Source organism: Gemmatimonadaceae bacterium (genome assembly GCA_036504815.1).
Taxonomy (GTDB): domain Bacteria; phylum Gemmatimonadota; class Gemmatimonadetes; order Gemmatimonadales; family Gemmatimonadaceae; genus PNKL01.
The window spans coordinates 45,593-71,591 of record DASXUN010000021.1 but is presented as its reverse complement, the minus strand read 5'-3'; the positions used below and the strand labels follow the sequence as shown (position 1 = coordinate 71,591).

Here is a 25,999-nt window from a genome sequence, read left to right as displayed (position 1 = left end):
AACGGAGGGTTGCCGCTAGGCGCAGTCGAAGATCACGCGATGCGTGCGGGAGCCCTGGGCGCCGAACACCAGCGACTGTTCGATGTCCGCCGTCTTGGAGGGCCCGCTCAGGAACCAGCCGCATCCGGCGCCAACGGGAATGCAGCGCACCGCCTCGTGCATCGTGGGCACGATGGCATCCCGTGGCACGACGATGACCAGATGCTCCTCGCGCACGATGTCATTGCGCTGGGCAAGACGAGCGGCATCGATGTACACCGCTCCATTCTCCGCCACCGCGACCTCACCGCGAACCACCATCGCGCTCTCGCGACCGTCGCCCAGCAGTTCGTCGAGCAGGGCGTCGAGCGGCTGCGACGGATGACGCACCACACCCTGACCGCCGACGTCGGCGAGCACACGCAGGAACCGCTCACGCAATGCATCGATCGCTGCCGGAGCCGCGACGAGCGGCGCCGCCGGCGGCGCGTCGGGAACGTTCGCTGCCCGGATGGCCGCGAGGATTTCGTCGCGCGCGCTCACGTGTGCCGTCCCTCGCGTTGTGCCCATTCGCGGAATGACTCATCCGCCAGCAGCGGCAGCGCGCGCCCCGGACGCGTCCAGGGATTCCATCGCCCCGAGATCCATGACGGGGGGAGCAGTCGTTGGATACGCCGGCCCCATCGCGCCAGTCGCTCGTACCGGTTGAGCGACGCGAGCACCCATCCCAACAGCGGGAAGAGGAGCGCATAGCCGCGCGGCAGCCGCTTGGCCGCCGCCGCCCGCGCCCGCCAGGCGAGCAGTTGCGTGGGGATATCGATGCGCACCGGACAGACGTCGGCGCACGACCCACAGAGCGTGGACGCGAAGGGCAGCGTGCTATGCACATCGAGGTCCACGGCCGGCGCGAGCATTGCGCCGATGGGTCCCTGAACTACGTGCCCGTAGCTGTAACCCCCGCTGCGGCGATAAACAGGGCAGGTATTGAGGCAGGCGCCACAGCGAATGCAGTGCAGGGCGGTGCGCATCACTTCATCGGCAAGCCGGGCCGTGCGGCCGTTGTCCACGAGGACCACGTGCATCGCCCCGCCGGGCTTGGGCGAGTTCACGTGGGTCGTGTACGAAGTCACGGGCTGTCCCGTGCCGCTGCGCGCGAGCAGCCGCAGCAGCACGCCAAGATCGTCACGCGTGGCGACGATCTTCTCGATACCCACGCAGGCGATATGGATGGGCGCCGAGTGCATGCCGAGGTCGGCGTTCCCTTCGTTGGTGCAGACCACGACACCGCCAGTCTCCGCCACAATGGCATTGGCCCCCGTGATGCCGGCACCGGCGTTGAGCAGCGCGTCACGCAGGTGCACGCGCGCCGCCGCGGCCAGCGCGTCGGGGCTCGATTCGCCTGCCGGCGTGCCGATGGTTCGGTGAAAGAGCTCGCCAATCTCCTCGCGCTTCCAATGGATGGCGGGGATCACGATGTGCGATGGCGGTTCCTTGGCCAGCTGGACGATGCGCTCGCCGAGGTCGGTGTCCACCACCTCGATGCCGCGCGCCTCGAGGAACGGATTGAGCCCGCATTCTTCGGTGAGCATCGACTTGCTCTTCGAGACGCGCGTGACCCCCGCGGCATGCAGGATGCCGAGCACGATCGCGTTATGCTCGGCGGCATCGCGCGCCCAGTGCACGACCACGCCGTTGGCGGTCGCCTTCCGCTCGAACTCCTCGAGCAGGTCCGCCAGCCGGCTCATCGCATGTGTCTTGAGCGCGGAACCGGCGAACCGCAGCTGCTCCCACTCCGGCAGGGCGGTGGCCTTGTCGCGCTTCTGCCGCATGAACCAGAGCGACTGGTCATGCCACGCGGCGCGTTCGGCGTCGACGAGGAAGCCCGCCGCCGCTTCGGAATGGCCGCGACGCGCGGCGCCGACCGGTGCGCTCATCGCGTCGCCTCCTCGAGCAGTTCGGCGACATGCATCGTTCGCAGGGACGAACCGCGGTGACGCGCGATCGCTTCGAGGTGCAGCAGGCACGACGGATCGCTGCTGACCAGCACCTGGGCGCCGCTTGCGTCCAAGTCGGCGAGCTTGTCGCAGCCCATCGCGACCGACACGTCCGCTTCGCCGACAGCGAACGACCCACCAAAGCCGCAGCACTCGTCCGGCCGGCTGAGAGTGGCGAAAGTCAGTCCGTCGAGTCCGGCGAGAAGCGAGTGCATGGGCCCGTCGAGCGGCTGGTGCAGCTCCGACGCACCGCCCAGCCGGAGTCCGCGCTGCGCGTGGCAACCCAGGTGCATTGCGACCCGATGCGGAAACCGGCCGGCAAGGGTCGGTCGTCCGAGCGGACCGGCGATGAACTCGCACAGCTCGTAGGTGACCTTGGCGGCGTAGGCGGCGGTTCCACTCCCGAGGAACGGCGGCAGATGGTGCCGCACATGCTGCGTGCAACTTCCCGACGGCATCACGATGGCGTCGAAATCACTGGATTGGCGAACCCAGTTCTCGGCAGCGGCGCGCGCGGCGGTCACCACGCCCGCGTTGAACATCGGCTGACCGCAGCACGGGGCGTCGAAGTCGAGGCGGACGTCGCACCCCAGCCGCTCGAGCAGCGCAAGCGTTGCCCGCGCCGCCTGTGGGCGGAATTGGTCGACGTAGCAGGGGACGGCCAGCGCGACGCGCATATTCACGACTAAGCTAGCGCCGCGGCCGCACCCTCGCCGCCGCACGGGGGTGGCGCAATGTCCCCTCAACGACGTGGCATGTTTTCTTGACGGTGCCCGCCCCGCCGACGACTATAGAGCCTGTCCGGCTAGTGGTGCACTGCTGAGGTGCCGCCTCACCGCGTTCATCGCCACCCTGCGTGGCTCTCCGGGAGCGTTCCCATTCCGATCACTCAGAGCATCCAACTCGGCGCCGTCGACTGGCTGATCCTCGTCCTCTACTTCACCACGGTGGTGGGGATCGGCGCGGCGCTCAAGCGCGGCATGAAGAGTTCCAACGACTTCTTCATGTCGGGACGCAATATCCCGTCGTGGATCGCCGGCCTCGCCTTCCTCAGCGCGAACCTGGGGGCGCAGGAAGTGATGGGAATGGCCGCGTCCGGCGCGAAGTACGGGATGATGACTTCCCACTTCTACTGGGTGGGCGCCGTGCCGGCGATGGTCTTCGTGGGCGTCTTCATGATGCCGTTCTACTACGGCTCCAAGGCGCGCAGCGTCCCGGAATACCTGAAGCTGCGCTACGACGAGAAGACGCGAACGTTCAACGCGTTGAGCTTCGCCACGATGACCGTCTTCTCGAGCGGCATCTCGATGTACGCCATGGCGAAGCTGCTCAACCTGTTGCTCGGCTGGAACTTCGACGTCGCCCTGTGGGCGAGCGCCGCGATCGTGCTCGCGTACATCTTCCTCGGCGGCCTGACCTCGGCGATCTACAACGAGGTGATGCAGTTCTTCCTGATCGTGCTCGGCTTCGCGCCGCTCGTCTTCCTGGGGCTGCGCGATGCGGGCGGCTGGTCGGGGCTCGTGTCGCGGCTCGACCTCGTGGCCACGGGAAGCCAGAACCTCGCGGGGCAGCCGTACCAGGCCGGCGCGTGGGTGAGTGCCTGGAACCATATGGGGACGCCCGGCGGCAACCCGATGGGCGTCGAGTGGTTCGGGATGGTGATGGGACTCGGTTTCGTCCTGTCGTTTGGCTACTGGTGCACCGACTTCCTGGTGGTACAGCGCGCGATGGTCGCCAAGGACGAGCAGGCGGCGCGGCGCGTGCCGCTCATCGCCGCGGTGCCCAAGATGCTCTTCCCGTTCCTGGTGATCCTGCCGGGCATGATCGCCATCGCGCTCACGTACAAGAGCGGGCAGACCGGGTTTGCGCTCCCGGTGAAGGGGAACGCGTACGACTACGACATGACGATCCCGCTGATGCTCAAGCACTACTTCCCGACCGGCCTGCTCGGGCTCGGGCTGACGGCGCTGATGGCGTCGTTCATGAGCGGCATGGCGGGGAACGTGACGGCATTCAACACGGTCTGGACGTACGACATCTACCAGAGCCATATCGCGCCGAGCAAGAGCGACGCGCACTACCTGTGGATGGGACGGATGGCGACGGTGTTCGGCACCGTCCTCTCGATCCTCACGGCGTACATGGCGCAGCACTTCAACAACATCATGGACATGCTGCAGCTGGTGTTCGCCTTCGTGAACGCTCCGCTGTTCGCCACATTCCTGCTGGGGATGTTCTGGAAGCGGACCACAGGGCACGGCGCGTTCTATGGCCTGCTGGCGGGCACCTTCGCCGCCGCGATGCATCACGGCCTGACGATTCCGGTGGGCGCCGAGAGCCTGTTCAAGGGCGGGTGGATCGGGCCGATCATGCACACGTATCCCAGCGAGATGGCGCAGAACTTCTGGACCGCCATCTGGTCGTGGTCGACGTGCTTCACGGTGACCATCCTGATCAGCCTGCTGACGAAGAGACTCAAGAGCGACGAGGAACTCCGCGGTCTCGTGTACAGCCTGACCGAGCGTCACAGCGAAGGACACCTGCCGTGGTACCAGCGGCCGATCTACATCGGCGCGATGATCCTCGCCGCCGTGACCGCCCTCAACCTCGCATTCCTCTAAGGGGGCGCCATGCGATTCGACTTGCGACTTCCCATCGGATTCCTGTTCTCACTCTTCGGCGCGATCCTGGTCATCTACGGCCTCGTGACACCGCCGGAGGCCTACACGCAGTCGCTCGGCATCAACGTAAACCTGTACTGGGGGGTGGTGCTGTGCGGGTTTGGCGGGGGGATGCTGATCTTCGCCGTGCGAGCGCGAGGGAGGCCATAGAGGTGCAGGGGCACGGGCACGGTGGGGTGCAAGGACACGGGCACGGTGGGGTGCACGGGACGGGGGAGAGATGAAGCGTCGTGAATTCGTGGAAGTGGCCGCCGTCGCGGCGGCGGGGTGCGCGCTGCCGGCGCCGTTTGCGCGCAGCGCGGGCCGAGTGAAGCATGTGAGCCTCGAGCTCTACTCGGTGCGCAATGAGATGCGAAAGGACCCGGAGGGGACCCTCGCCGCGGTGCGCGCGATGGGTTACGACGACGTCGAACTCCTCTGGTCGTTCGGCAACTTCGGGCGCACGAACGAGCAGGTGAAGGCCGCGCTGGCCAACACGGGGCTCAAGGCGTCGTCAGCGCACATCGCGCCGTCGTTGCTCACCAAGGACTGGCAGAAGAGCGTGGATGCGGCGGAGTACCTGGGACAGCAGTACCTGATCGTTCCGAGCCTGACCGCCGAGGCCGACAAGTCGCTCGACGAATGGAAGCGGTGGGCCGATCTGTTCAACGCCGCGGGCGCCGTGGCGCGGAAGGGCGGCATCTGGCTGGGATTCCACAACGAACCCAACCATATGAAGCCGATCGACGGCGTGGTGCCGTTCGACCTGTTCATCGAGCGCACCGACCCGGCTGCCGTGCGCCTGCAACTCGATGCCGGCAACATGCGCATGGGCGGCGGCGACCCGATGCAGTATCTAATGAAGCATCACGACCGGTTCTGGTCCTTCCATATCAAGGACGTCGTCGCCGACAACACCAGGGACACCGACCTCGGCACGGGGACGGTGGACTTCAAGGCGCTGCTCGGGATGGTGCGCGACATCGATGACAAGCTGTGCGTGGTGGAGCAGGAGGGGTCGGCGGCTCCGCTCGAGAGCGCCAAGCGCAACCTGCAGTACATGCGCGCGCTCCGCTTCTAGGCACGGAGACGAAATGGCGAAGCAGTTCGTGGCGGCTGTCCTCTGTCTGGGCCTTGCCGCCACGTCGGCGGCGCAGGCGCCGGTGGCGGCAAAGCCCGCGCCGCCGCCCAACGGGCCGGCGCGGGTGACAGTCTCCGGGCGTACAATCACTGTGCGCTACGATGGCGCGACCATCCTCACGGCTGAAGTGACGGCCACGCGCGGCGTGCCCACGGTCCGCCAGCTCGTGGATACGGCGAACGGCCGCGTCACCCAGGTCGTGAGCTGGGTGTCGGGCGCCGGCCGGTACACGCTGCGCGGCACAGTGCACACGACGGGCGAGGCGCTGGCGGTGGACGCCGACCCGCGCGAGGATGGCGTGCCGGTGGTGCGGCATAGTGTGGGGCCCAGCTACAACCAGCTGAACCGCGCGGTGTATGCGCGCGACCGCGACTGGCTGCTGAGCGTCGACTTCCCGGCGAGCGCCCGGATTACGCCGGTGGCCGGTGGCGATTCGGCGGCGTTTGAATTAGTAGCAGATGGCTACGAAATAACACTCCGCTTCCGGCCGCGCTTCTACCAGAAGCACCGTGGGCTCGCGCCCTATGAACCGTGGGCCTACCGCACCTGGCCGCGCTCGGTGGCGGGATGGACCTCGTGGTTTGCGTTCAAGGACCGCGTCACGGAAGCCGACATCCAACGCACCGCCGACGTGATGGCCGAGCGGTTGAAGCCGTACGGCTATGACGTGCTGCAGATCGACGACGGCTTCCAGCGGTCACCCATCTCGGTGCCGGACAACTGGCTCAACACGAATGCGAAGTTCCCGAGCGGCCTTGGCGGGCTGCAGCGCTATATCGCCGGCAAGGGACTGACGGCGGGCCTCTGGACCAACACGGCCTTTCACGATTCGGCGTGGGCGTACGCGCATCCGCAGTACTTCGTGCGTGATGCCGCCGGCAAGCCGTCGCGCGGCAACTGGGTGGGGTACGTGATGGACGGCAGTCCCGCCACGATGCGCGACCTGGTGCTCCCGGTCTATGCCGCGCTCAAGCGGCAGGGGTGGGGCTACTACAAGGTGGACGCCCTGCGGCACCTGCGGTACGAAGGGTTCAACAGCCACAGCGCGTACTTTGCGCAACGCACGCTGGACCGCGTGAAGGTGTACCGCGACTTCACGCAGCAGATCCGTACCGTGATCGGGCGCGACGCCTTTCTGCTGGCGTCGTGGGGACCGCGCCCGGAGCTCGTGGGGATCATCGACGCCACGCGGCTGGGTGACGACGGGTTCGGCTACGGCGGCTTCGCGCAGTTCAACTCGTTCAACAACGTAGTCTGGCGCAACGATCCCGATCATATCGAACTGAGCCAGCCGGATGGTCGGCGCGCGGCGACGCTGACCTCGCTCACAGGCTCGCTGCTGATGCTGACCGACAAGCCGGAGACCTATCACGGCGCCGCACTCCTCACGGCGCAGCGCACGGCGCCGGTGCTCGTGACGCGCCCGGGGCAGGTGTACGACGTGGATCCGTCGCGCACCGACCGGCTGTGGATGGTGGAGAGCGAGGTGAGCGGCGCCGGGCCGCGGCCGTTCGAGGCGGACCAACGGCTGCAGCAGACATTTTACCAGACTGACATTGCGCGTCCTTTCGAGCGGTGGACGGTGCTTGCGCGCACCGCAGGAGCGCCGACGACGATCGCGATGGAAGAGCTTGGGCTCGACACAGCGCGCGTCTACGTCGCCTTCGACTACTGGAATGACCAGGCCCTCGGCGCCATCCGGTCGTCGCTCGCGCTGGAGCCCGTGACGGGCGATGCGGTGCAGGTGGTCTGCCTGCGCGAGCGCGTGGACCATCCGCAGCTCCTGTCCACCAATCGGCACGTCACGTGCGGCGGCGCTGACTTGCAGGATGTGCGGTGGGAGGGGAGCGCACTGCGCGGCATCTCCAGCACGGTGGCGGGTGACGCTCTTGAGATTGCGGTGACGGAGCCGCCGGGGTGGGAAGCGATCGCGATCGAGTCGCCGGACGCTCGGGCGCAACTCGGGGAGCGGGTTGAGCCGGCAGGGCCGAACGGTGTGCGCTGGCGGAGAGTGGTGCTGGCGGGGCCGGCAACGACGTTGCGATGGACTGTTCGTTTTCGACAGACACCGTAGGGAGATTCGATGCGCACACTGCACCTGCCGCACCCCATGGTCTTGCTGCTCGCCTGCGTGCTCGTCGCGGCCGCGCTGACGCACGTCATTCCCGCGGGGCAATTCGACCGGCAGGAGGATGCGGCAACGGGGCGGACCGTGGTTGTCGCGAATACGTATCATCGGGTGGAAGCGCAGCCCGTCGGCCCCTTCGCCGCCTTCGTCGCGGTGCCGCGCGGATTCGTTGCTGGCGCCGAAGTGATTGTGCTTGTCCTGCTGGTGGGCGGGGCGTGGACCGTCGTGGACAAGGCGGGGACGCTGCGCGCCATCGTGGACTGGCTGGTCGCCACGTTCGGGAGCCAACGGCACCTCGCCATCATCCTGCTGTCATGCGCCTTCACGGCCGGTGGTGCACTCGAGAACATGGGCGAGGAGATCATTCCGCTCGTCCCGGTGCTGCTCCTGCTCTGCCAGGGGTTCGGCTACGATGCACTCACGGCCGCGGCGATGAGCATCGGCTCGGCGATGATCGGCAGCGCGTTCAGTCCGCTCAATCCCTTCCAGGCGGGGATCGCATTGAAGCTTGCACAGCTGCCGCTGCTGTCGGGGGCGTTGCTGCGCACTGGTCTGCTCCTGGTGGCGCTCGCACTGTGGACCTGGTGGACGATCCGGCACGCTGAGAAGCACCGCGTGGAGCCGGATGAGGCGCACCGGCCGTCGGCGCACACGTTCGACGCACGCCAGCGCGTCATCCTGCTGCTCATCACCGCGCCGTTCGTCGCGTACATCGTCGGCGTGCTGAAGTTCGGCTGGGGGTTCAACGAACTTTCGGCGGCCTTCTTCGTCTCTGGTCTATTGGTCGGATTGGTCGGCCGCCTCGGCGTGCAGGGCACGGTGGACGCGTACTTCGACGGCATGCGTTCCGTGACGGCCGCCGCGGTGCTGATCGGCGTGGCGCGCTCGATCTCGCTGGTGCTCGAGGACGGGCGCGTGATCGACACCATCCTACAGGGGCTTGTCACGCCGCTCGCCAGTGCGCCGCGCGCCTTCGCCGCGGTGCTGATGGTGCCGGTGCAGGCGTTGCTCCACATCCCGGTGAGCAGCGTGAGCGGACAGGCCGTGCTCACGATGCCGGTGATGATTCCACTCTCCGACCTGCTGGGTATCTCACGCCAGGCGACGGTGCTTGCGTATCAGGCCGGAGCTGGACTCACGGAGTTCTGGACGCCGACCAACGGCACGCTGATGGCGATCCTGCTCAGCGTGAAGTGCCCGTACGAGCGGTGGCTACGATTCGCCGCGCCGATGGTCGTGGTCCTGACGTTGCTCTTCATCGCGGGCATGATCGCCGTCTTGTAGGGCGGAGCCGCCGGGCAACGCGAGGCGTCACGCGAGAATTGGCGCGTTTCTCGTAGCACTTCTATATAGAAAGCAGGCACCAACGGGAGGAACTGTGTCCCAGCAGTTGAAGGGCGCCATCATCACCATGGCGATCGGCTTCATGTTCGTGATCTTCGAGTTCATTCTGAAGATCCGCACGTCGCTGGCCGGCATCTTCATTCTTGGCATGGGGGCGGGGCTCCTGCTGGGCGACCGGCTTGGCAAGAAGCAGGCCGGGCCAACGAATCCGATGCAACCGCTCTGACCCTTCCTGGGGTAGTTATCTTGCAGAGAAGGGTCGGCCGCATCCGCCGCTGACCACTCGCGGCCCAGAGGCCCCCATGTCACGCCCGCAGTCCGTCGGAGAAGAGATCGCGAACGCCGTGAGCCACGGCATCGGATTCGCGCTGGCCGTGGCTTCAATCCCGGTGCTTGTCATCGCGGCGATGCCGCATGGCACGCGCGCGGTGGTCGGGGCGGCGATCTTCGCGGCGACTGCCTCGCTGCTCTACCTGACCTCGACGCTCTATCACGCGATCACGAACCCACGCGCCAAGCAGATTCTGCGCGTGTTCGATCACGGCGCGATCTACCTGCTGATTGCCGGCACGTACACGCCGTTCACGCTGGGCGTCCTGCGCGGTGCCTGGGGATGGTCGCTGCTGGGGACCATCTGGGGACTGGCCATCTTCGGCGTCGTCGTGAAATCGGTCGCCGGCTTTCACATGCGCGGCCTCTCCACGGCACTGTATCTCGCGATGGGGTGGCTGGTGATTATCGCGGCGCGCCCGCTCTACCTGAACCTCCCCGCATGGGGACTGTTCTGGCTGATTGCCGGCGGCGTGGCGTACACGGCGGGGACGGTGTTCTACACGGCGCACCGCATGCGGTACTCGCACTTCGCCTGGCACCTGTGCGTGCTGGCCGGCACGGCCTGCCACTTCGTGGCGGTGCTAAGGTATGCGGTGGTGGTGTAAAGATCGCGGAAGGCGACCACGAATGAGCACCGTTGCCTGATATTCCAGCGACGCAGCGCCAAACGCCGGCAGAGCGAGACTGCTACCCGTCGACTTCCTACCGACGACCTCCCGTCCAAATGGCGACGATTCCGCAGCCGTTGCCACCGGCGATCTGCTGCAGTTCAGCAGGGGCAGACACATTGCTACCATAGATCTCAATGGCAGCAACCGAGGAAGCCGGAACCAGATCGTCCAAGTACATCCGAGTGCCTTCGGGTCCACCATCACGACGATTAATTGCCTCCTCCCAAGTGCCTCGCAAGAGCATACCGTCCACAAGAACGGTCATGGCACACTTCGGGCCCCGGCCAAGCAGTATCGCACGTCCGCCTCCAGCTGGCGTCGCTCTCACCATTGTCTCGCCCGTGAACATCTGCGTGATCCTGATCGGGTTCCGCATCTCAAGTTCTTCAGGCGTGATCAGCCGGGCAGCGTACGCACCGCGCTGCACACGGCGAAGGCGATCGTAGAAACCGGTGCGCTCGAGTGTGACGTTCCGTTCGGTCGAGACTGAGACAGTGTCGAGCTGTCGAGCGACTGTCTGTAGTACGACGTGGAAACTCCCGTCGCGCGCTGCACGACGCGTCCAGCCGTCATACGGTAAGAATCCCATGCGGCGCACGTAGATTCGTAGCGAGTCGGCTCGCGGAACGATCAGTATGACGTGGCCACTATCATCGGCCACCTTCGAGCCACCGGACGCTACGCTGACGAGTGCAAACGGAACCGGCCGAGCATATTGGTCGGTGATCCTGACCGTCGTACGAACTTCCTGTCCGAGTGCGCTAGACCCGATCAGACCCAGCATCACGATCAAGCGCGCCGCGATGTTACACGCGGGGCAACAGGACCGAACTCTGTCAGCGAGACGCATTTGTTCGCTCATTCCTAGCGATACCGGACGATTCCTGAAGGGCCTATGGCACCAGCAACGCGACATCTGGCTTGACAGATGTGCTGACTTGTTCCTCAATGCCCGCTTGAAGCGGCGAACAATCCAGCAGCGCTCGCGAGTCGAGTGAGTTCGCCGGTGTCTGGTGGACTCCAATACAGGCGACCGTTCACGATGACCGCAGGCGTGCCTGAGATGCCGAGTCGAATCCCGAGCGACACACCTTCTTCAACGCCAGGTATCGGGCCGGCGGCGCGTACGCATTCGCGAAAATCTTGGAGTCGCGATACGCCTGCGTCTGATGCGATGTCATCCCACGGTCGCAGACCGAGAGAATCTTGTGAAGCGAACACGTGAGCTAGCATAGGATCAAAGCGACCCTGTACTCGCGCACACTCCAACGCTCTCGCAGCGGGGCGTGCGAAGCGATGCTGCGGGAGCGGAAAGTGCACAGCCAAGAGGGTAACCCGCGGTCCCATCTGGTTCCGCCATGCACGAAGAGATGCCTCATACCTCCTACAGAACGGACACTCCGCATCAAAAAACGTCACTACAGTGAGTAGCGCTGCGCTATCGTAGGGTTGTCGAGCGGTGGCAAGCACCTCGGCCCACTCCGCGATAACGCGGGGTGGGCGTACGCCGGAAGCATCCTGAGCCTTGGCGGCCTGTGTACCGAAGAACTCGCGTCGAGCGATGGCAATGACAACTACCATGGCACAGAGAGCAATCGCGAAGCTCGTAACGCGGTCGGCAATAGCAGCCGCTCTCGATAGCTGCATGTTCAATCCTCGGAAATGTCGGATGGGTTGACCCGGTGGTCCGCGCACCAGGTCAGCGTAGGCTAGTCCGGCTCGTAGCAGACAACGAAACTCTGGCCTCCGCCAGACGCGCATCCCGGCGGGAACTCGGGCCCTCCTGGCCGCCAGCAACCACCTGCATACGAAGCGGGACCACAGTGCTGCTGACATGCGGAGTCATACACTGTCAAGTCGAATGGACACTCAATCTGGTTGGTGCAGAGCCCGCACTGATCCACCGTGCTGCGCGACGACGGCGCGGCAAGTGCGGTGGAAGCTGACTACAGGGCCGCGAGCGCGATGATGCCAAGCAGCTGCCGCGCTCGCCTTATCGGGGCACGCATATGAACTCCTCGTTAGTGAGTGAGCAACGGCCGATAGCGACTGCGGACACGCCGCTATCGACTCCGCAGAAACTACCGGTTATAGACTATTACGGCAAGTAACGCGGCAGTGGCAATGTATAATGCTTGCTGATGGCGAGGTTGGTGCGTGGCTCGCCTGCTCCCGGCGTTAAGGTCGCGGAACGAGAGATTGTAGCGAGGCGTCGAGGTAGTCGTGCCGCATGAACACTGTCTCCTCAGTATGGCGCCACTGTGAGAAGTTGCTGCATGTACTGGTCATCACTGGTTGGGTGTGAGCTAGAGCGCAAGTGTAAGACGAATGCCGGGGAGCTGTTGATGACACTCCGTGGACAGACAAAATGTGCAGGCGCCCTGATCGTCATAGCTAACGCACCGCGGCTGCGGCCTACTAGCCTGCGCTTCGGTGACGGTAGGGGGCCTCTCGACGTGCTCGACGTTGTCGGCGGTCACGTCGGCACGATACATGGGCACGCGATCCTCTACTACGCGCGCCAAACCTAGGCGACGTGAGGTCATCCTCCGTCGCACACGGTCGTACGGGGTGCTATGAAGAAGCGTTGCGAGGACTCAGGGAGTGGCCCCTTCTCTTCTGCCACCAGCACGCGCCGTAGGCACCTGATGCGAGACGTGGAGGAGCAGTCCACCTAGAGTCCCCGCCGACCCCGCACGGTAGCGCGCGTCGCCAAAGAAGACGGTAGTGTCGGCGCCCTGCACCTCGACGCGCACATACGGGAACTGCGACCAGACCAGGTAGTTGCGTGCCGCCGGCGTCGCGCGCGCTCGCAGCACGGCGGGCGCGTCCCAGTCTCCGCGCGGAATGACTATGCCGGTGAACGTCACGCGCGGATCAGAGAGCCATCGCAAGGCGCCGGGGTGGTACGCAACCGGTGTGCGCACGACAACGTCAGCGGCGAACGGATTGGCTGGCCGCGGCGAATAGAGCACCTCAGTGATGGGGGCGATGCCCGCCGCATCCGCCGCCGAGCGCGTCACCCGCTTGCCCTGCACACTGAGTCCGATCATGGTCGCGACGTACGCGAGCGCCAGCATTCCAGCGGTGCGGGCAAGGCGCGTGGCGCGCGACTGGTTGGGCTGGGCGCGCCGCGCCACGATGAGGCCGGTCCCCAGCAGCAACCAAATCCACGGGTCGATGATGAACACACTGTCGCCGCGGAACCACGTCTCGCTGAACGGCTTCAGCAGGCGGATGCCGTAGGTGTTGAGCCAGTCGAGCGCCGGATGGCTGAAGACGCCAAGCGCCGCCAGAGAGAGCAAAGCGTCGCCGCGCACAGGATTGGCCGATGGATCGCGCCGTCGTCGCACCCACCGGTCCCACGCCATGAGCAACCCGGCCACCGCGAACGGCAGCACGATCCACGCCAGCGGCCCGTGCGTCCATCCCCGCCGGCAGGCGAGCGTGGCATTGGCCTCGCCGAGCGCGGTGAAGATGTCGATGTCCGGCGCGTTGGCGCCTAGCAGGAGCGCGGCCGTGGCGAGCGGGGTGCGGCGGTCGAGCCCGGCGCGCGCCATCGTCGCGCCGGCCAGCGTGTGCGTGATGGGATCCATGAGGGGAGTAATGTCAACGAGAACCGCGCCGGACGCGAGTGGCGCCCGGCGCGGCAACTCGGCCTTGGCGAGGCGCTACCGCTCTTCGAGCACCCGCAGTTCAGTGTCGGCCGAGCGAAGCCGCTTGGAGATGGCGACGGCAAGCCGCTCGAAGATGGTGCCGCCCAGCGCTGGATACTTGCCGGCCACTTCATTGAACCGGGCACGCGACAGCACGAACAACTCCGTGGGCGTGACGGCCTCCACGCTCGCCGAGCGAGGCTCCTGGTCAATGAACGCCATCTCGCCGAAGAAGTCGCCACGGCAGAACGTCGCCACGTGGTGCCGCTTGCCCGTCTCGAGCGGCAGCAGCGCGCTCACGCGGCCGCGACGCAACAGGAAGAGCTCGTCGCCCGCGTCGCCCTGTTTGCAGATGGTGCCGCCGGCCGGCACGCTGAGTGTCGTGACCGCACCCGACAACTCGCGGATGGTCTCGGCGTTGAACTCGGAGAAGATCTCGATCTCGTTGAGGTCGAGCGCGGCGCCCTCGTCCTCCTCCGTGTAGCCGTGCGTGCGGAGGATCTGTTCCTCGATCCACTCGATGGCGCTGTCACGCGTCTCGAAGAGGCGGATGCCGTGCCCGCTGCCAACCAAGCCGAGTTGAGCGAGGTAGCTCTCGATGTCGCTGCTGCGCGCGAGTCCAGACGGCATGGAGCTGAAGATGAGCTCGCCCTTGTTGTCGGCCACACGCGCCTTCATCTGCTCGAACAGGTGCGCCGCGGTGAAGTCCATGCTCTGCACGCGGCGCATGTCGAAGAGCAGGTAGCGGCAGTGCGTGAGATCCGCCTCAAGCTCGCTGAACAGCTTGTCGGTGGTCCCGAAGAAGAGGTTGCCATGCAGCTGCACGGCCACGGCTTCGGTGCCGAACTCGTCGAGGATCTCCGACTCGGCGAGCAGGCGCCGCCGCTTGGAGTGCACCGTGCGCAGGTCGCGCTTGTTGACTATCACCGAACTGCGCGCCTGGTCGCGTATGAAGAGCAGGATGGCAAGGAAGACACCGACTGCCGACGCGGCGATGAGCTCGTGCTGGGCGACGGCAATCACCGTGAGGATGACGATGAAATCCACGCGCGTGGACGGATTGCGCACGAGTTTGAACATCGTCCGATCGAACATCCGGAACGCGACGACGAGCAGGATGCCGGCCAGCGCGCCGATCGGGACCCAGGCGATGAGCGTGCCGAGGACGAGATAGGCGAGCAGGACGAAGACGCCCTCCGCCACGCCGGACCAGCGGCTGCGGCCGCCGCTCGTGACGTTCACGAGCGTGGCGCCCATCGTGCCGGCGCCGGCCATGCCGCCGATGAAGAACGACGCAAGGTTGGCGGTCCCCTGGCCAATGAGCTCGCGGTTCGAGTTGTGGCGGCTGCGCACCAGCGTGTCCAGCACGACGCCGGTCTTCAGGGTGTCAATCGAGAGAAGGACGGCCAGCGTGATGGCCGAGCTGAACACCAGCGAGACGTCGGACGGCCCGATCTGGAGGAGCGACGAGGCGCGCGCACTCACGGAATCCACGAACGACCCAGACGCCGTAATCGGGCCGATAATCAGCTTGTTCCCCTCGAGCGTCAGCAGGGAGGCGTCCACGAAGGTCAGCGCGAAGTACGACGCCACGCCAATGGCTAGGCCAATGATCGCGGCGGGCACCTTGGTGGTCACCTTGGGTGCGAGCAGCACGCCGGCGATGGTGATGAGACCGACGACGATGCCCTGCCATCGCCAGAGGTCCGGCGACACCAGCATGGTGCCGAGATGCGTCCCCTTGGGGACGCCGAGCAGCTTGGGCAACTGGCCGACGGCGATGATCAGTGCGACACCGGAGAGGTAGCCGCTCACCACCTGATACGGGATGAACTTGATGAGCCGCCCCACGCGCGCCACACCGAAGACCAACTGCAAGAGCGCGGAGAGCAGGGCGGTGAGTCCGAGCAGCGCGATGATGCGGTCGGGGGGCATCTGCCCCTGCGCGGCGAACGCGGCGGCGAGCGCCGACAGGATAGCGGCGGCCGGTGCGCACGGCGCGGTGATGAAACCGCCGTTGCCACCGACGAGCGGCGCCACGATCCCCAGCGCGGCGGCGCCGAGGATGCCGGCGAGAGCGCCGGCTCCGGCCTGCTCGGGGCCGATGGCGCTGTAGATAAGGACGCCAAAGGCGATGGAGGAGGGGAGCGCGACCAGCATCGCCGCCAGTCCGCCCCAGAGATCACCGGCGCGCGACGGCGCGCTGCCGGTGGGGAGTTCCATGGTTGCCATTGTTCCCTCGTGGCTCGACGCCCCGGTGGCCCGGAGCGTGCCTGCTATCATGGCATGAATTGGGAGCGCCGGCGAGAGTACGGGGGATTATCCCACGTCCGACCCGTGGTTGCCCGACTGACGATGCCGGCTGATGGTCGCACAATAGAGCTATCGCTCCAGACGACGATGTCTGTCACGAATGCGGCGCAACCAGCGGACCGCTCGGACGCGTGCCCGAGTTCCGCTCATCGGCACAGGAGGGATTCCCAGATGAATCGGTATTCACTCGTGGGTGCGGCGATCCTCGTGATCGCTGCGGGATGCGGCACCAGGCAGGAGCAGGGAGGCGGCAACGCGCCGATCACCAAGGCCGATCTCGCCGTCTTCGCACCGCTTCCGGCGGTGGTGGAAGTCGCCAATCAGCCACTCTCCGACGCGAAGATCCAGTTGGGGCGTGCGCTGTACTACGAGACGGTGCTCTCGGAGAGCCACGACGTGTCGTGCAACGGGTGCCATCCGTTGAATGGCTGGGGAGCAGACGGCCGGAGCGTGTCGCTGGGCCACAACGGCAAGGCGGGCAACCGCAACGCGCCAACCGTCTATCACGCCGCCGGGCATATCGCGCAGTTCTGGGACGGGCGCGCCGCCGATGTGGAGGCACAGGCGAAGGGTCCGATCCTGAATCCGGTCGAGATGGGAATGCTGGACACCTTGGAGGTGCTCGCGCACTTGCGCGGATCGCCGGCGTACGTGGCGCAGTTCCGCGCGGCGTTTCCCAATGATCGGCAGCCCGTGAGCTACGACAACGTCGGCAATGCGATCGGCGCCTTCGAGCGCAAGCTTCTCACGCCGTCGCGTTGGGACAAGTTCGTCGCCGGTGATTCCACGGCGCTGACGGCCGAGGAGCAGAAAGGGTTGAGAACGTTCCTCAACACCGGTTGCCAGGCCTGTCACATGGGGACGTACATGGGCGGCGATCGCTACCAGAAAGCCGGGGCGCAGGTGGCCTGGTTCTCGCAGGCGGACAGCGGGCGCTTTGCGGTGACCAAGGACGCGAAAGACCTGTTCGTCTTCAAGGTGCCGTCGCTGCGGAACATCGAGAAGACGGGGCCGTATTTCCACGACGGATCCGTGGCGAGCCTCAACGAGGCGGTGCGGCTGATGGCGCACCACCAGCTGAGCAAGGAGCTTCCGCCGGCGGACGTCCAGTCCGTCGTCACGTGGATGGGCTCGATGACCGGCGATCTCAACACCGACTATATCGCGTTCCCGCAGCAGCCGAAGAAGTAGCGGAGGCGGGGCGAGAACTGGGGCGGGGCGGGCGTGCGAGCGCCCGCCCCGCTGGCGCTCCGGCGGGAGTGAACCGCATATTCGAGGCTAATCGTCGGACCGTCCCCCTCCAGCCCCCCGCATGGACGATCTTCGGCAGCGCCTCGAGACGGCACTCGAGGGCTCATACATTTTCGAGCGCGAACTCGGTGGCGGCGGCATGTCGCGCACGTACCTCGTTCGCGAACGCGCCCTCGATCGGCGCGTCGTCGTGAAGGTGCTGGCTCCCGAGCTGCTCGCGGGCATCTCGGTGGAGCGCTTCCGTCGCGAAGTGATGATGGCGGCCAAGCTCCAGCATCCGCACGTCGTCCCGGTCCTCACGGCCGGTGACGTGGACGGTCTTCCGTGGTTCTCGATGCCGTATGTGGACGGTGATTCGTTGCGACAGCGGCTGGGTCAGGGGCCGATGTCTATCACCGAGATCGTCGGGATCCTGCGCGACGTGGCGCGCGCCCTCGCCTACGCGCACGCCAACGGCATCGTGCACCGCGACATCAAGCCCGACAACGTGCTCCTCTCCACGGGGAGCGCGACGGTCACCGACTTCGGCATTGCCAAGGCCATCAGCGCCGCGCGCACCACCAGCGAGGACTCGGCGCCGAACACGATGCTCACGGTGGCCGGCACCTCCATCGGCACGCCGACGTACATGGCGCCCGAGCAGGCGGCGGGCGATCCGGGCACCGACAGTCGCGCCGATCTCTACTCGTTCGGGGCGATGGCGTACGAATTGCTCGCGGGCCGCCCCCCATTCCACGGGATGACGCCAGCGCGGCTGCTGGCCGCGCAACTGGGCGAGACGCCGAAGGACGTGCGCACGCTGCGAACGGACTGCCCGGAGACACTGGCCGACCTGGTGATGCGCTGCCTCGAGAAGGAACCGGCGGCGCGTCCGCAGCAGGCGCTGGACCTCGTGCGGGTGCTCGACACGATCACGTCGAGCGGCGCGGCCGCCGCGGCGCCGGCCATCCTTGCCGGCGGGCGCATCAACCTTGGCAAGGCGTTCGCGCTCTGGGCCGGCGCCGCGGTGCTGACCGTAATCACCGCCTGGGCGGCGATGCGCGTCATCGGCCTCCCCGACTGGGTGCTGCCGGGCTCCGTCGGCGTGATGCTCGCGGGGCTGCCCGTCATCGGCATCACCTGGTACGTGCAGAAGGTGGCACACCGCGCCTACACGGTGACGCCGCAGTTCACGCCCGGCGGTTCCACGGCGCCGCAGGGGACGATGGCGACCCTGGCGATGCGGGCCGTGCCGCACGTCTCGTGGCGGCGCACCTGGCTGGGCGGGAGCATCGCGGTGGGCGGCTTCGTGGCACTGGTCATCGCCTTCATGGTGATGCGCGCGATGGGCGTGGGGCCATTCGGTTCATTGCGCGGACGCGGCACCTTCGGTGATCGCGAGACGATTGTGGTCGCGGACTTCCGCAGCCCGGCCGGCGACTCGACGCTCGGCGGTACGGTCGCGGAAGCGCTGCGCACGGACCTGGGGCAGTCCAGCTCGCTGCGCGTGCTGACGCGCGCCAACATGCGCGACCTGCTGGGGATGATGCAGCGCCCGCGGGAGAGCGTGGTGCAGTTTGACGTCGCCCGCGAGATCGCCACCCGCGAGGGCGCCAAGGCGGTGCTCGACGGTGAAGTCGTACGGCTCGGCAAGGGCTACGTGGTGTCGGCGCGGCTGGTGAACGCGCTCGACGGCAACGAGCTGGTGACCTTTCGCGAGACGGCGGGTGGCGAAGACGACCTGATCACCGCTCTCGGGAAGCTGTCCCGCGCGGTGCGCGAGCGCGCCGGCGAGTCGTTGCGCAGCATCCAGAAGAGCTCCGAGCTCGAGCGCGTCTCCACGCCCTCGCTGGCGGCGCTGCGCAAGTACGTGCAGGGCTCACAGGCCTCCGACGAGCTGGGCGACGCCGAGCGCGCCGTGGCGCTGCTGCAGGAGGCGGTGTCGATCGACAGTGGATTCGCCATGGCGTGGCGCAAGATCGCCGTGGTGCTCGGCAACGAAGGGACGAACCGCCCGCTGCAGCTGGCGGCCATGGAGGCCGCGTACCGGCACCGCAGCCGGCTCACGGAGATGGAGCGCCTGCTGACCGAGGGGTACTACTTCACCCGCGGTCCGAAGCACGACCGGGATAAGGCGCTCGCGGCCTACGATGCCGCGGCGCAGCTCGATTCGCTGAGCACCGCGGCACTCAACAACGCCGCGGTCATCTACGGCGAGAAGCGCGAGTTCGCGCGCGCCGAAGAGCGATACCGCAAGGTGACGGAACTGCCGCGCAGCTTCGGCGGCGCGTTCACCAACCTGATGCAGATGCAGACGATCCTCGGCCACATCTCGGGGCTCGACTCCACCCGCAAGGCGTTCCACGCGAAGCTGCCGAACAGTGCCGACCTGTGGGAGGCGGACGCCTATGTGGCGATCGGCACCGGCGACCTGCGGGCGGCGGATTCCGTCGGCCGCGCGGTGCACGCCGTTGCGCGCACGACGCGTCAGGCGACGCGCAGCGCGAATACCGTCGCGTCGGTCGCTGAGTTGCGCGGGCAGCCACGCGAGTCGCTGCGCTGGTCTTCGCAATCCAGTGAGGCGTCGCTCAAGGCGGCCGCGACGCCGGTGAACCAGCTGCAATTCTATCTCGACAGCGCGTACATGCTGGCCGGGACGCTGGACCGGCCCGCCGAGGCGCGCGCGGTCATCGCACGCGGCCTGGCTCGCGTCCCCCTCAGCAAGCTGGCCCCGTCCGAGCGGCCGTACCGCTACCTCTCGCGGATTGCAGCCAAGATGAGCGATCCGGCCACCGCCCGGCTTGCCGCGCAGGGGTGGGAGAAGGACCAAGTCGGCGAATCGCCGGACGTCATTGGTGACCGCGCGTTCTACGCGGGACAGGTGGCGCTGGCCGAGCATCGGTGGGATGCGGCGATCGCCCAGGTCCTCGAGGCCGACAAGCGGGCGACCATCAACTGGCGCTATGCGTGGGTCGCCTTGGCACAGGCGCACGACAATGCGAGCCGCCCCGACTCGGCCATCGCGTACTTCGAGAAGTTCACGAACTCGCGGGGCTCGCTCCCCGACTTCGATGCCGAGTTCCGGGCCGGGTCGTACAAGCGTCTCGGCGAACTCTATGACGCGAAGGGGAACAAGGCGAAAGCGATCGAGAACTTCGAGAAGTTCACCGCGATGTGGAAGGACGCCGAACCCGAACTGCAGCCCAAGGTGCGCGAAGTGCAGGACAAGCTGAAGCGACTGCGCGGACTGAAGGGGTAGCGGCGCCGGCGGTCGCGTTCCGGGACGCGACCGCGAACACAGCGCCCTCGCGCCTTCGTGGCGCGCGGGCGTCTGTGTTTCCGCCTGCCCCTGGGTGCTTGTGTCATCAGCACCGATGGGGCTAAGCTGGCTCCATGACCCACACCGAACGGCATCGCACGGAGCACATCGGCTGGCTGCGCGCCGCCGTGCTTGGCGCCAATGACGGACTGATCTCGACCAGCAGCCTCGTAGTTGGCGTGGCTGCCGCCCAGACCGAGAGTGCGCCCGTCTTGCTCGCGGCGACGGCGGGACTCGTCGCCGGCGCGCTCAGCATGGCGGCCGGCGAGTACGTCTCCGTCAGCTCGCAATCAGACACGGAGATCGCGGACCTCGCGCGCGAACGCCAGGAACTGGCGACGATGCCGGAACATGAGCACGCCGAACTGACCGGCATCTACATCGAACGCGGCCTCACGCCGGAACTCGCCAAGCAGGTGGCCCAACAGTTGATGGCGAAGGATGCGCTGGGTGCCCATGCCCGCGATGAACTCGGCATCCATGAACTCACCCGCGCCCGCCCGATCCAGGCGGCGTTGAGTTCGGCGGCGGCGTTCGCCGTTGGCGCGGCCCCGCCGCTGATTGTGGTCCTGGCCGTTCCGCTCGCGCAGATCACGCCAGTGGTGATGGGGGTGACGCTCGTGCTGCTGGTCGGACTCGGTTCACTCGCGGCGCGGCTTGGCGGAGCGCCGATGCTGCGCGGGGCAGTGCGCGTCGCGTTCTGGGGGTCGGTGGCGATGGCGGCGACGGCTCTCGTCGGAAAGCTGTTCGGCGAGGTGGTTTAGGCAGAGCCTAGACGCTGTCAGAGCTTTCCGCGAAGAATCGTTCCTTCCGGCGACGCTGTAGCGTGGAGTGCTATTGTGTTGATGTGCTCGGCGCAAATCTCGTAGCCTGGGTCAACACGAATCCTGCTCCATGTATCTGCACGTGGCATTGAAATTCCCTGAGCGCCAAGCCCGACTGTCGCCGAACCAAGCGCCGAAGGGACCCAGCGTCAATGAAACCGACAAGGCAAGCGACATCGCCGGTCGGCGTGGGCGTGCGCGCGAGGACGTTTGCGACGACGGCGAAACGTGCGCGACTCAGAATCACCTTGACCGAACAGCCAGCGTTCTTCTTGCACAGTCCGTGCAGTGAAGATCGGCTGATGCCGAGGTGGCTCGCCAAGCGTTTGGCGCAGATCTGTGAGACGCCGGTCAGGAAGATATTGTCGACGAGTTGATGCGCGATTGGGTTCGTCGTAGTCCGCAACGCGCACCAAGCGTCGACCGCTTCTGATGGGAATCGGTCGTTAGCGCGGGCGATCAGTTTGGCGATATCCTCATCCGCGGCGGGTGCCCGACGCCGATCATGTGTCCCCCGTGACACCGACTCACGATTAGGCGAGTACCGTGCGAATGACACGACGCTCGGCTCACCCGTTGCAAGGTCTCGCAAGGGTCCCCCTTATCAAGCCAGGCGCGCAATGCGCCACTCAGTTCATGGCGGCCTGGGCGTTATGACGGGGGGCAACCGTGAGGTCGGGACGGAGGCACCACCGTACATTGCGCGGCGCCGTGACCCCAAGCTAAGGCAGAACATTGCCGAGCGCCATTACATCACGTAACGGTCTGCCCCAACCGTCGCCTGACACATTTTGGGGCTTGCGAGATAGGTGGAGCGGGGGGGGGATATTGAGTTCGGCAAAAGGAATGGCGCCCCCTGAGTTGTCGCCAAAGCGGCTTGCTCTGCAGATCCAATGGCGGCTTTGCCGCCGCACCGCTGTGTTCTTGTTCACACTCAGTATCTTGGAGGAGCCAAGTCATGACGAGACGAAGACTGATGCTGAAGGCCGCCGCGACGTGCATACTCTCGGTCGCAGCCCTTCTTGGTCAGCGAATGCCCGCCGCCGCATCACCGGTACAATGCGGCATTTGCGGGCAAGCAGGAGGATTCTGCCCGGGTCTTGAAGTGCTACCGGAGTATGACATGCAGTGCAGGTTCGTATGCGGCTACACAACTTACGCTGGTGCGTGTGTAGAACCTCCGAACGACGACTGCCCGCCCGGACACTGGAAGGTGCTCTGCTATTACGAGCAGTAGTGGCTAAGCCAGGAAGCTACTTGACAGAGATCCCCGCCTTGCGTCCTGAGACGGCAGCCTCTATCTCCGACTGACGATGTGGTCATCGGAGGGGTGACTCATCATGGACACGACACTTGATCGCGTACTGACGATCACGCTTACGGTGGCTGCCGTTGGGCTCGTTGGCATCGCCATTCACCGTGAGTTCTCCGGCGCATCCGCCAAACCTGGCCCAAGCGTGCCGGTAGAAGCACTGAAACGCGAGTCAAGCTGGAAGAAGTTGAGGGACGCCTCAGTGGCGATTGGCGACAGCGTTGCGTCCGTCGAGATTGTCGTGTTCACTGACTTCGAATGCCCGGCGTGTCAAGAGTTTCATAAACGCGTCATGCACCTGAAGCAAAAGGAGCCGAGTGCGTTTGCGTTGCGCATGGTGCACTACCCGCTTGCGATGCATCGCTTTGCGAATGCGGCCGCACGCGCGGCAGATTGCGCCGCACGACAGTCACGCCTATCGTCAATGTATGATCTGCTCTTCGCGAAACAGGACTCGTTTGGCCTGAAGGAATGGACGGCATACGCGAGAGATGCTGGCATCACCGATACCGCCGCATTCGCCAGATGTGTTCGTGACGAGAACTCTCACACAGCGATTGAAGGTGGTCGACAGCTCGGCCAGGCACTGGCAATCGAAGGCACCCCCACGGTGTTGTTAGTGGTTGGCGGTTCGCGAGGCCACCCGATGACTCGCAATTGCTCCGAACCATCAATGCATTGCGCGCCGGCAAGGATCCTACTCGATAGTGAACCTGCGAGTCCGATGAAGTACGACGAAGGTGACGCGGATCATGAATTAGTAGGGGAGTGATGTCGAATTGCGGATGAGCAGAATCACATGGTCATGGATCTGCCTCCTGTGCGGAGTCGCGTCACTGGTGCGCGCGCAGAGCCCCGTGCGCACCATAGTACGCGTGACGACAGGCGAAGGACACCCCGTACCGTACGCGTGGGTGAGCATCAATGGCGGGAATGCTGTCACGGCCGACTCAACCGGCGCCGCGGTGTTTCTTGTTGCTAGGCGCGATACAGTCTCCGTCGTGGTCCGGCGAATGGGATTCCGACTTTTCGATGCGCGACTTCCTCGTTCAACCTCCGATGGGGACGTGCACGTGACGTTGACAAGACTCACTCCCATTCTGGACACCGTGAGGGTGATGGCCACTTATGCAACGCCACTAGCAAGCCGAGGGTTCTATGATCGCCTCGAGCGCGCAAAGCGTGGGGCATTCACCGCGGAGTTCGTCACGCCAGAAGAATTGGACGCTCGCGGAGCTATCTACCTGTCTCAAATGTTTCAAGGCCGGCGCTCAGTGTCAGTTGGTTACGTCTCGCGGTTACGCGAGCGTACGCAGACCGTACTTCTCGGCCGCGGCCGGTGTCCGATGACGATCCTCGTTGACGGCCAACGGGTGCGGGGCACCCTCCAGGACGACATCAGTTCAGAAGTGCCGCAGTCCATCAATCCAAGTGGTTCCCGGCAGGTCGGATCGGACGTCCTACGACTCTCTCTGGACAACATCGTGGACGTGCGATCCGTGATGGGTATAGAGATCTACCCAAGCACGGCTAATGCCCCAGTCGACCTGATTCCGATAGGCGGCAGAGGATCGTGCGGTTTCGTCGCGATCTGGACGCGGGCGCGTCGGTAACTCGCTATTCTTCCCCAGACGGTATCTGCGGTACTCCGCTATCCGTAGACGCGCGCAGCAACCCGGTCTGCGTGTAAAGCCGCAGCTTGTCACGCGTGTCCACGATGTCGAGGTTGCGCATCGTAAGCTGGCCGATGCGATCCTGCGGCGTGAAGAACGCCTCGCCCTTCTCCATCGTCAGCCGCTCGGGCTTGTACGTGAGGTTGGGGCTCGTGGTATCGAGGATCGAGTAGTCGTTGCCGCGGCGCAGTTCGAGCGTCACCTCGCCGGTGATGGCGCTCGCCACCCAGCGCTGCGCGCTCTCGCGCAGCATCATCGCCTGCGGGTCCAGCCAGCGCCCCTGATACAACAGGCGGCCCAGCCGGCGGCCATTGTTGCGGTACTGCTCGATGGTGTCCTCGTTATGGATGCCGGTCACGAGGCGCTCGTACACGATGTACAGCAGCGCGAGTCCCGGCGCCTCGTAGATGCCGCGGCTCTTGGCCTCGATGATGCGGTTCTCGATCTGGTCCGACATGCCAAGGCCGTGACGTCCGCCAATGGCGTTCGCTTCCATGAACAGGTCGAGCGGCGTGTCGAACTGCTTCCCGTTGATGGCGACCGGATGCCCTTCCTCAAAGCGGATCGATACCGTCTCCTTCTTCACGACCACGTCGTCCTTCCAGAACGCGACGCCCATGATGGGCTGGACGATATTGATGCCGTTCTTGAGGAACTCGAGATCCTTGGCCTCGTGCGTGGCGCCAAGAATGTTGGAGTCGGTGGAATACGCCTTCTCGGCGCTCATCTTGTAGGCGAAGCCGTGCTTCGTCATGTACGCCGACATTTCCGACCGGCCGCCGAGCTCGTCAATGAACGCCTGGTCCAGCCACGGCTTGTAGATGCGCAGGTCGGGGTTGGTGAGCAGGCCGTAGCGGTAGAACCGCTCGATGTCGTTCCCCTTGAACGTGCTGCCGTCGCCCCAGACGTTGACGTGGTCCTCGCGCATCGACGCCACCAGCATCGTGCCGGTGACGGCGCGCCCGATTGGCGTGGTGTTGAAGTAGACCTGGCCGGCCGTTGTCACATGAAAGGCGCCGCACTGGAGCGCCGAGATCCCTTCAGCCACGAGTTGCGGGCGGCACTCGACCAAGCGCGCCTTCTCGGCGCCGTATTCCATGGCCTTTCGCGGGATCTCGTCGTAGTCCGTTTCATCGGGCTGGCCGAGGTTCGCGGTGTAGGCGAACGGAATGGCTCCCTTGGCCCGCATCCAGTGCAAGGCGGCGCTGGTATCGAGGCCGCCGGAGAAGGCGATGCCGACCTTCTCGCCGACGGGGAGGTGCTGCAGGATGGTGGCCACGCGAGGGTCTCGTGCTGATGGTAGGGGACGGGCCGCGCAGGAGCACGGCCCGGACGAAAAATACACGGCCGGGTCGCGAATTGAGAGCCTCGGGCGCTCCGTTTGGAGGCACCGGAACGTCCGTAGCGGGTAGAGAGGGGACG

The 25,999-nt window shown here is 65.8% G+C and carries 17 protein-coding genes; 11 read left to right on the top strand and 6 right to left on the bottom strand.

Translation table 11 applies throughout. From position 1 onward, the window contains the following. Window positions 1-15: 15 nt before the first annotated feature. The 3 genes from VGJ96_10025 to VGJ96_10015 are packed head-to-tail and all read right to left on the bottom strand — an operon-like array spanning window position 16 to window position 2,650. Window positions 16-522 carry an LUD domain-containing protein gene (locus VGJ96_10025; protein HEY3287439.1) on the bottom strand — a complete coding sequence of 169 codons (507 nt, stop codon included), beginning with the start codon at window positions 520-522 and terminating at the stop codon, window positions 16-18. Next, a complete protein-coding gene (locus tag VGJ96_10020; protein ID HEY3287438.1) occupies window positions 519-1,913 on the bottom strand; it encodes an LUD domain-containing protein in 1,395 nt (464 codons plus the stop codon). The genes VGJ96_10025 and VGJ96_10020 overlap by 4 nt, the downstream gene beginning before the upstream one ends. Continuing rightward, window positions 1,910-2,650, bottom strand: a complete 741-nt coding sequence (locus VGJ96_10015) for a (Fe-S)-binding protein (GenBank protein ID HEY3287437.1) — start codon at window positions 2,648-2,650, stop codon at window positions 1,910-1,912. The genes VGJ96_10020 and VGJ96_10015 overlap by 4 nt, the downstream gene beginning before the upstream one ends. Before the next feature lie 147 nt (window positions 2,651-2,797). Between VGJ96_10015 and VGJ96_10010 the strand changes: the two genes are divergently transcribed. The 7 genes from VGJ96_10010 to VGJ96_09980 all read left to right on the top strand — a co-directional run bounded on the left by VGJ96_10010 (window position 2,798) and on the right by VGJ96_09980 (window position 10,184). Further along, a complete protein-coding gene (locus tag VGJ96_10010) occupies window positions 2,798-4,594 on the top strand; it encodes a sodium:solute symporter family protein (protein ID HEY3287436.1) in 1,797 nt (598 codons plus the stop codon). Between the two features lie 9 nt (window positions 4,595-4,603). After that, on the top strand, window positions 4,604-4,804 hold the full coding sequence (locus VGJ96_10005; GenBank protein ID HEY3287435.1) for a hypothetical protein: 201 nt from the start codon (window positions 4,604-4,606) through the stop codon (window positions 4,802-4,804). 70 nt (window positions 4,805-4,874) lie between these two features. Continuing rightward, window positions 4,875-5,714: a sugar phosphate isomerase/epimerase gene (locus tag VGJ96_10000; protein HEY3287434.1), complete on the top strand. Its 840-nt coding sequence runs from the start codon at window positions 4,875-4,877 to the stop codon at window positions 5,712-5,714. A gap of 13 nt (window positions 5,715-5,727) precedes the next feature. After that, window positions 5,728-7,848 carry an alpha-galactosidase gene (locus tag VGJ96_09995; GenBank protein HEY3287433.1) on the top strand — a complete coding sequence of 707 codons (2,121 nt, stop codon included), beginning with the start codon at window positions 5,728-5,730 and terminating at the stop codon, window positions 7,846-7,848. Window positions 7,849-7,857: 9 nt separating this feature from the next. Continuing rightward, complete coding sequence (locus VGJ96_09990; protein HEY3287432.1) at window positions 7,858-9,186, top strand: Na+/H+ antiporter NhaC family protein; 1,329 nt, start codon at window positions 7,858-7,860, stop codon at window positions 9,184-9,186. Window positions 9,187-9,280: 94 nt separating this feature from the next. Beyond that, window positions 9,281-9,472, top strand: a complete 192-nt coding sequence (locus VGJ96_09985; GenBank protein ID HEY3287431.1) for a hypothetical protein — start codon at window positions 9,281-9,283, stop codon at window positions 9,470-9,472. 76 nt (window positions 9,473-9,548) lie between these two features. Continuing rightward, window positions 9,549-10,184, top strand: coding sequence for a hemolysin III family protein (locus VGJ96_09980; protein ID HEY3287430.1), 636 nt, complete (start codon window positions 9,549-9,551; stop codon window positions 10,182-10,184). A gap of 2,663 nt (window positions 10,185-12,847) precedes the next feature. Here the strand turns inward: VGJ96_09980 and VGJ96_09975 are convergent. Together VGJ96_09975 and VGJ96_09970 are read right to left on the bottom strand one after the other, a co-directional pair. Beyond that, window positions 12,848-13,846 carry a metal-dependent hydrolase gene (locus VGJ96_09975; GenBank protein ID HEY3287429.1) on the bottom strand — a complete coding sequence of 333 codons (999 nt, stop codon included), beginning with the start codon at window positions 13,844-13,846 and terminating at the stop codon, window positions 12,848-12,850. Window positions 13,847-13,921: 75 nt separating this feature from the next. After that, window positions 13,922-16,138 (bottom strand): SulP family inorganic anion transporter, encoded by a 2,217-nt coding sequence (locus VGJ96_09970; GenBank protein HEY3287428.1) that lies wholly within the window; start codon window positions 16,136-16,138, stop codon window positions 13,922-13,924. Between the two features lie 252 nt (window positions 16,139-16,390). Between VGJ96_09970 and VGJ96_09965 the strand changes: the two genes are divergently transcribed. The 4 genes from VGJ96_09965 (at window position 16,391) to VGJ96_09950 (ending at window position 23,676) form a co-directional block, all read left to right on the top strand. Next, the gene (locus tag VGJ96_09965; protein HEY3287427.1) at window positions 16,391-17,410 is read left to right on the top strand and encodes a cytochrome c peroxidase; all 1,020 of its coding nucleotides are present in this window, start codon (window positions 16,391-16,393) and stop codon (window positions 17,408-17,410) included. 121 nt (window positions 17,411-17,531) lie between these two features. Continuing rightward, window positions 17,532-20,708 (top strand): protein kinase, encoded by a 3,177-nt coding sequence (locus tag VGJ96_09960; protein ID HEY3287426.1) that lies wholly within the window; start codon window positions 17,532-17,534, stop codon window positions 20,706-20,708. Between the two features lie 134 nt (window positions 20,709-20,842). Continuing rightward, window positions 20,843-21,532 carry a VIT family protein gene (locus tag VGJ96_09955; protein ID HEY3287425.1) on the top strand — a complete coding sequence of 230 codons (690 nt, stop codon included), beginning with the start codon at window positions 20,843-20,845 and terminating at the stop codon, window positions 21,530-21,532. A 1,400-nt stretch (window positions 21,533-22,932) separates the two neighbouring features. Continuing rightward, a complete protein-coding gene (locus VGJ96_09950; GenBank protein ID HEY3287424.1) occupies window positions 22,933-23,676 on the top strand; it encodes a thioredoxin domain-containing protein in 744 nt (247 codons plus the stop codon). An 845-nt stretch (window positions 23,677-24,521) separates the two neighbouring features. On the opposite strand, the gene argG is transcribed toward VGJ96_09950, so the two are convergent. Then, on the bottom strand, window positions 24,522-25,856 hold the full coding sequence (argG, locus tag VGJ96_09945) for an argininosuccinate synthase (GenBank protein HEY3287423.1): 1,335 nt from the start codon (window positions 25,854-25,856) through the stop codon (window positions 24,522-24,524). Window positions 25,857-25,999 lie beyond the last annotated feature (143 nt).

Bases quoted from the DNA above. Each gene is read 5' to 3' on its own strand.
- VGJ96_09995 (HEY3287433.1), top strand. From the start codon at position 5,728: ATGGCGAAGCAGTTCGTGGCGGCTGTCCTCTGTCTGGGCCTTGCCGCC.
- VGJ96_09975 (HEY3287429.1), bottom strand. From the start codon at position 13,846: ATGGATCCCATCACGCACACGCTGGCCGGCGCGACGATGGCGCGCGCC.
- VGJ96_10015 (HEY3287437.1), bottom strand. From the start codon at position 2,650: ATGCGCGTCGCGCTGGCCGTCCCCTGCTACGTCGACCAATTCCGCCCA.
- VGJ96_09950 (HEY3287424.1), top strand. From the start codon at position 22,933: ATGGACACGACACTTGATCGCGTACTGACGATCACGCTTACGGTGGCT.
- VGJ96_10005 (HEY3287435.1), top strand. From the start codon at position 4,604: ATGCGATTCGACTTGCGACTTCCCATCGGATTCCTGTTCTCACTCTTC.
- VGJ96_10000 (HEY3287434.1), top strand. From the start codon at position 4,875: ATGAAGCGTCGTGAATTCGTGGAAGTGGCCGCCGTCGCGGCGGCGGGG.
- VGJ96_09965 (HEY3287427.1), top strand. From the start codon at position 16,391: ATGAATCGGTATTCACTCGTGGGTGCGGCGATCCTCGTGATCGCTGCG.
- VGJ96_09980 (HEY3287430.1), top strand. From the start codon at position 9,549: ATGTCACGCCCGCAGTCCGTCGGAGAAGAGATCGCGAACGCCGTGAGC.
- VGJ96_09990 (HEY3287432.1), top strand. From the start codon at position 7,858: ATGCGCACACTGCACCTGCCGCACCCCATGGTCTTGCTGCTCGCCTGC.
- VGJ96_10020 (HEY3287438.1), bottom strand. From the start codon at position 1,913: ATGAGCGCACCGGTCGGCGCCGCGCGTCGCGGCCATTCCGAAGCGGCG.
- VGJ96_09970 (HEY3287428.1), bottom strand. From the start codon at position 16,138: ATGGCAACCATGGAACTCCCCACCGGCAGCGCGCCGTCGCGCGCCGGT.
- VGJ96_09955 (HEY3287425.1), top strand. From the start codon at position 20,843: ATGACCCACACCGAACGGCATCGCACGGAGCACATCGGCTGGCTGCGC.
- VGJ96_09960 (HEY3287426.1), top strand. From the start codon at position 17,532: ATGGACGATCTTCGGCAGCGCCTCGAGACGGCACTCGAGGGCTCATAC.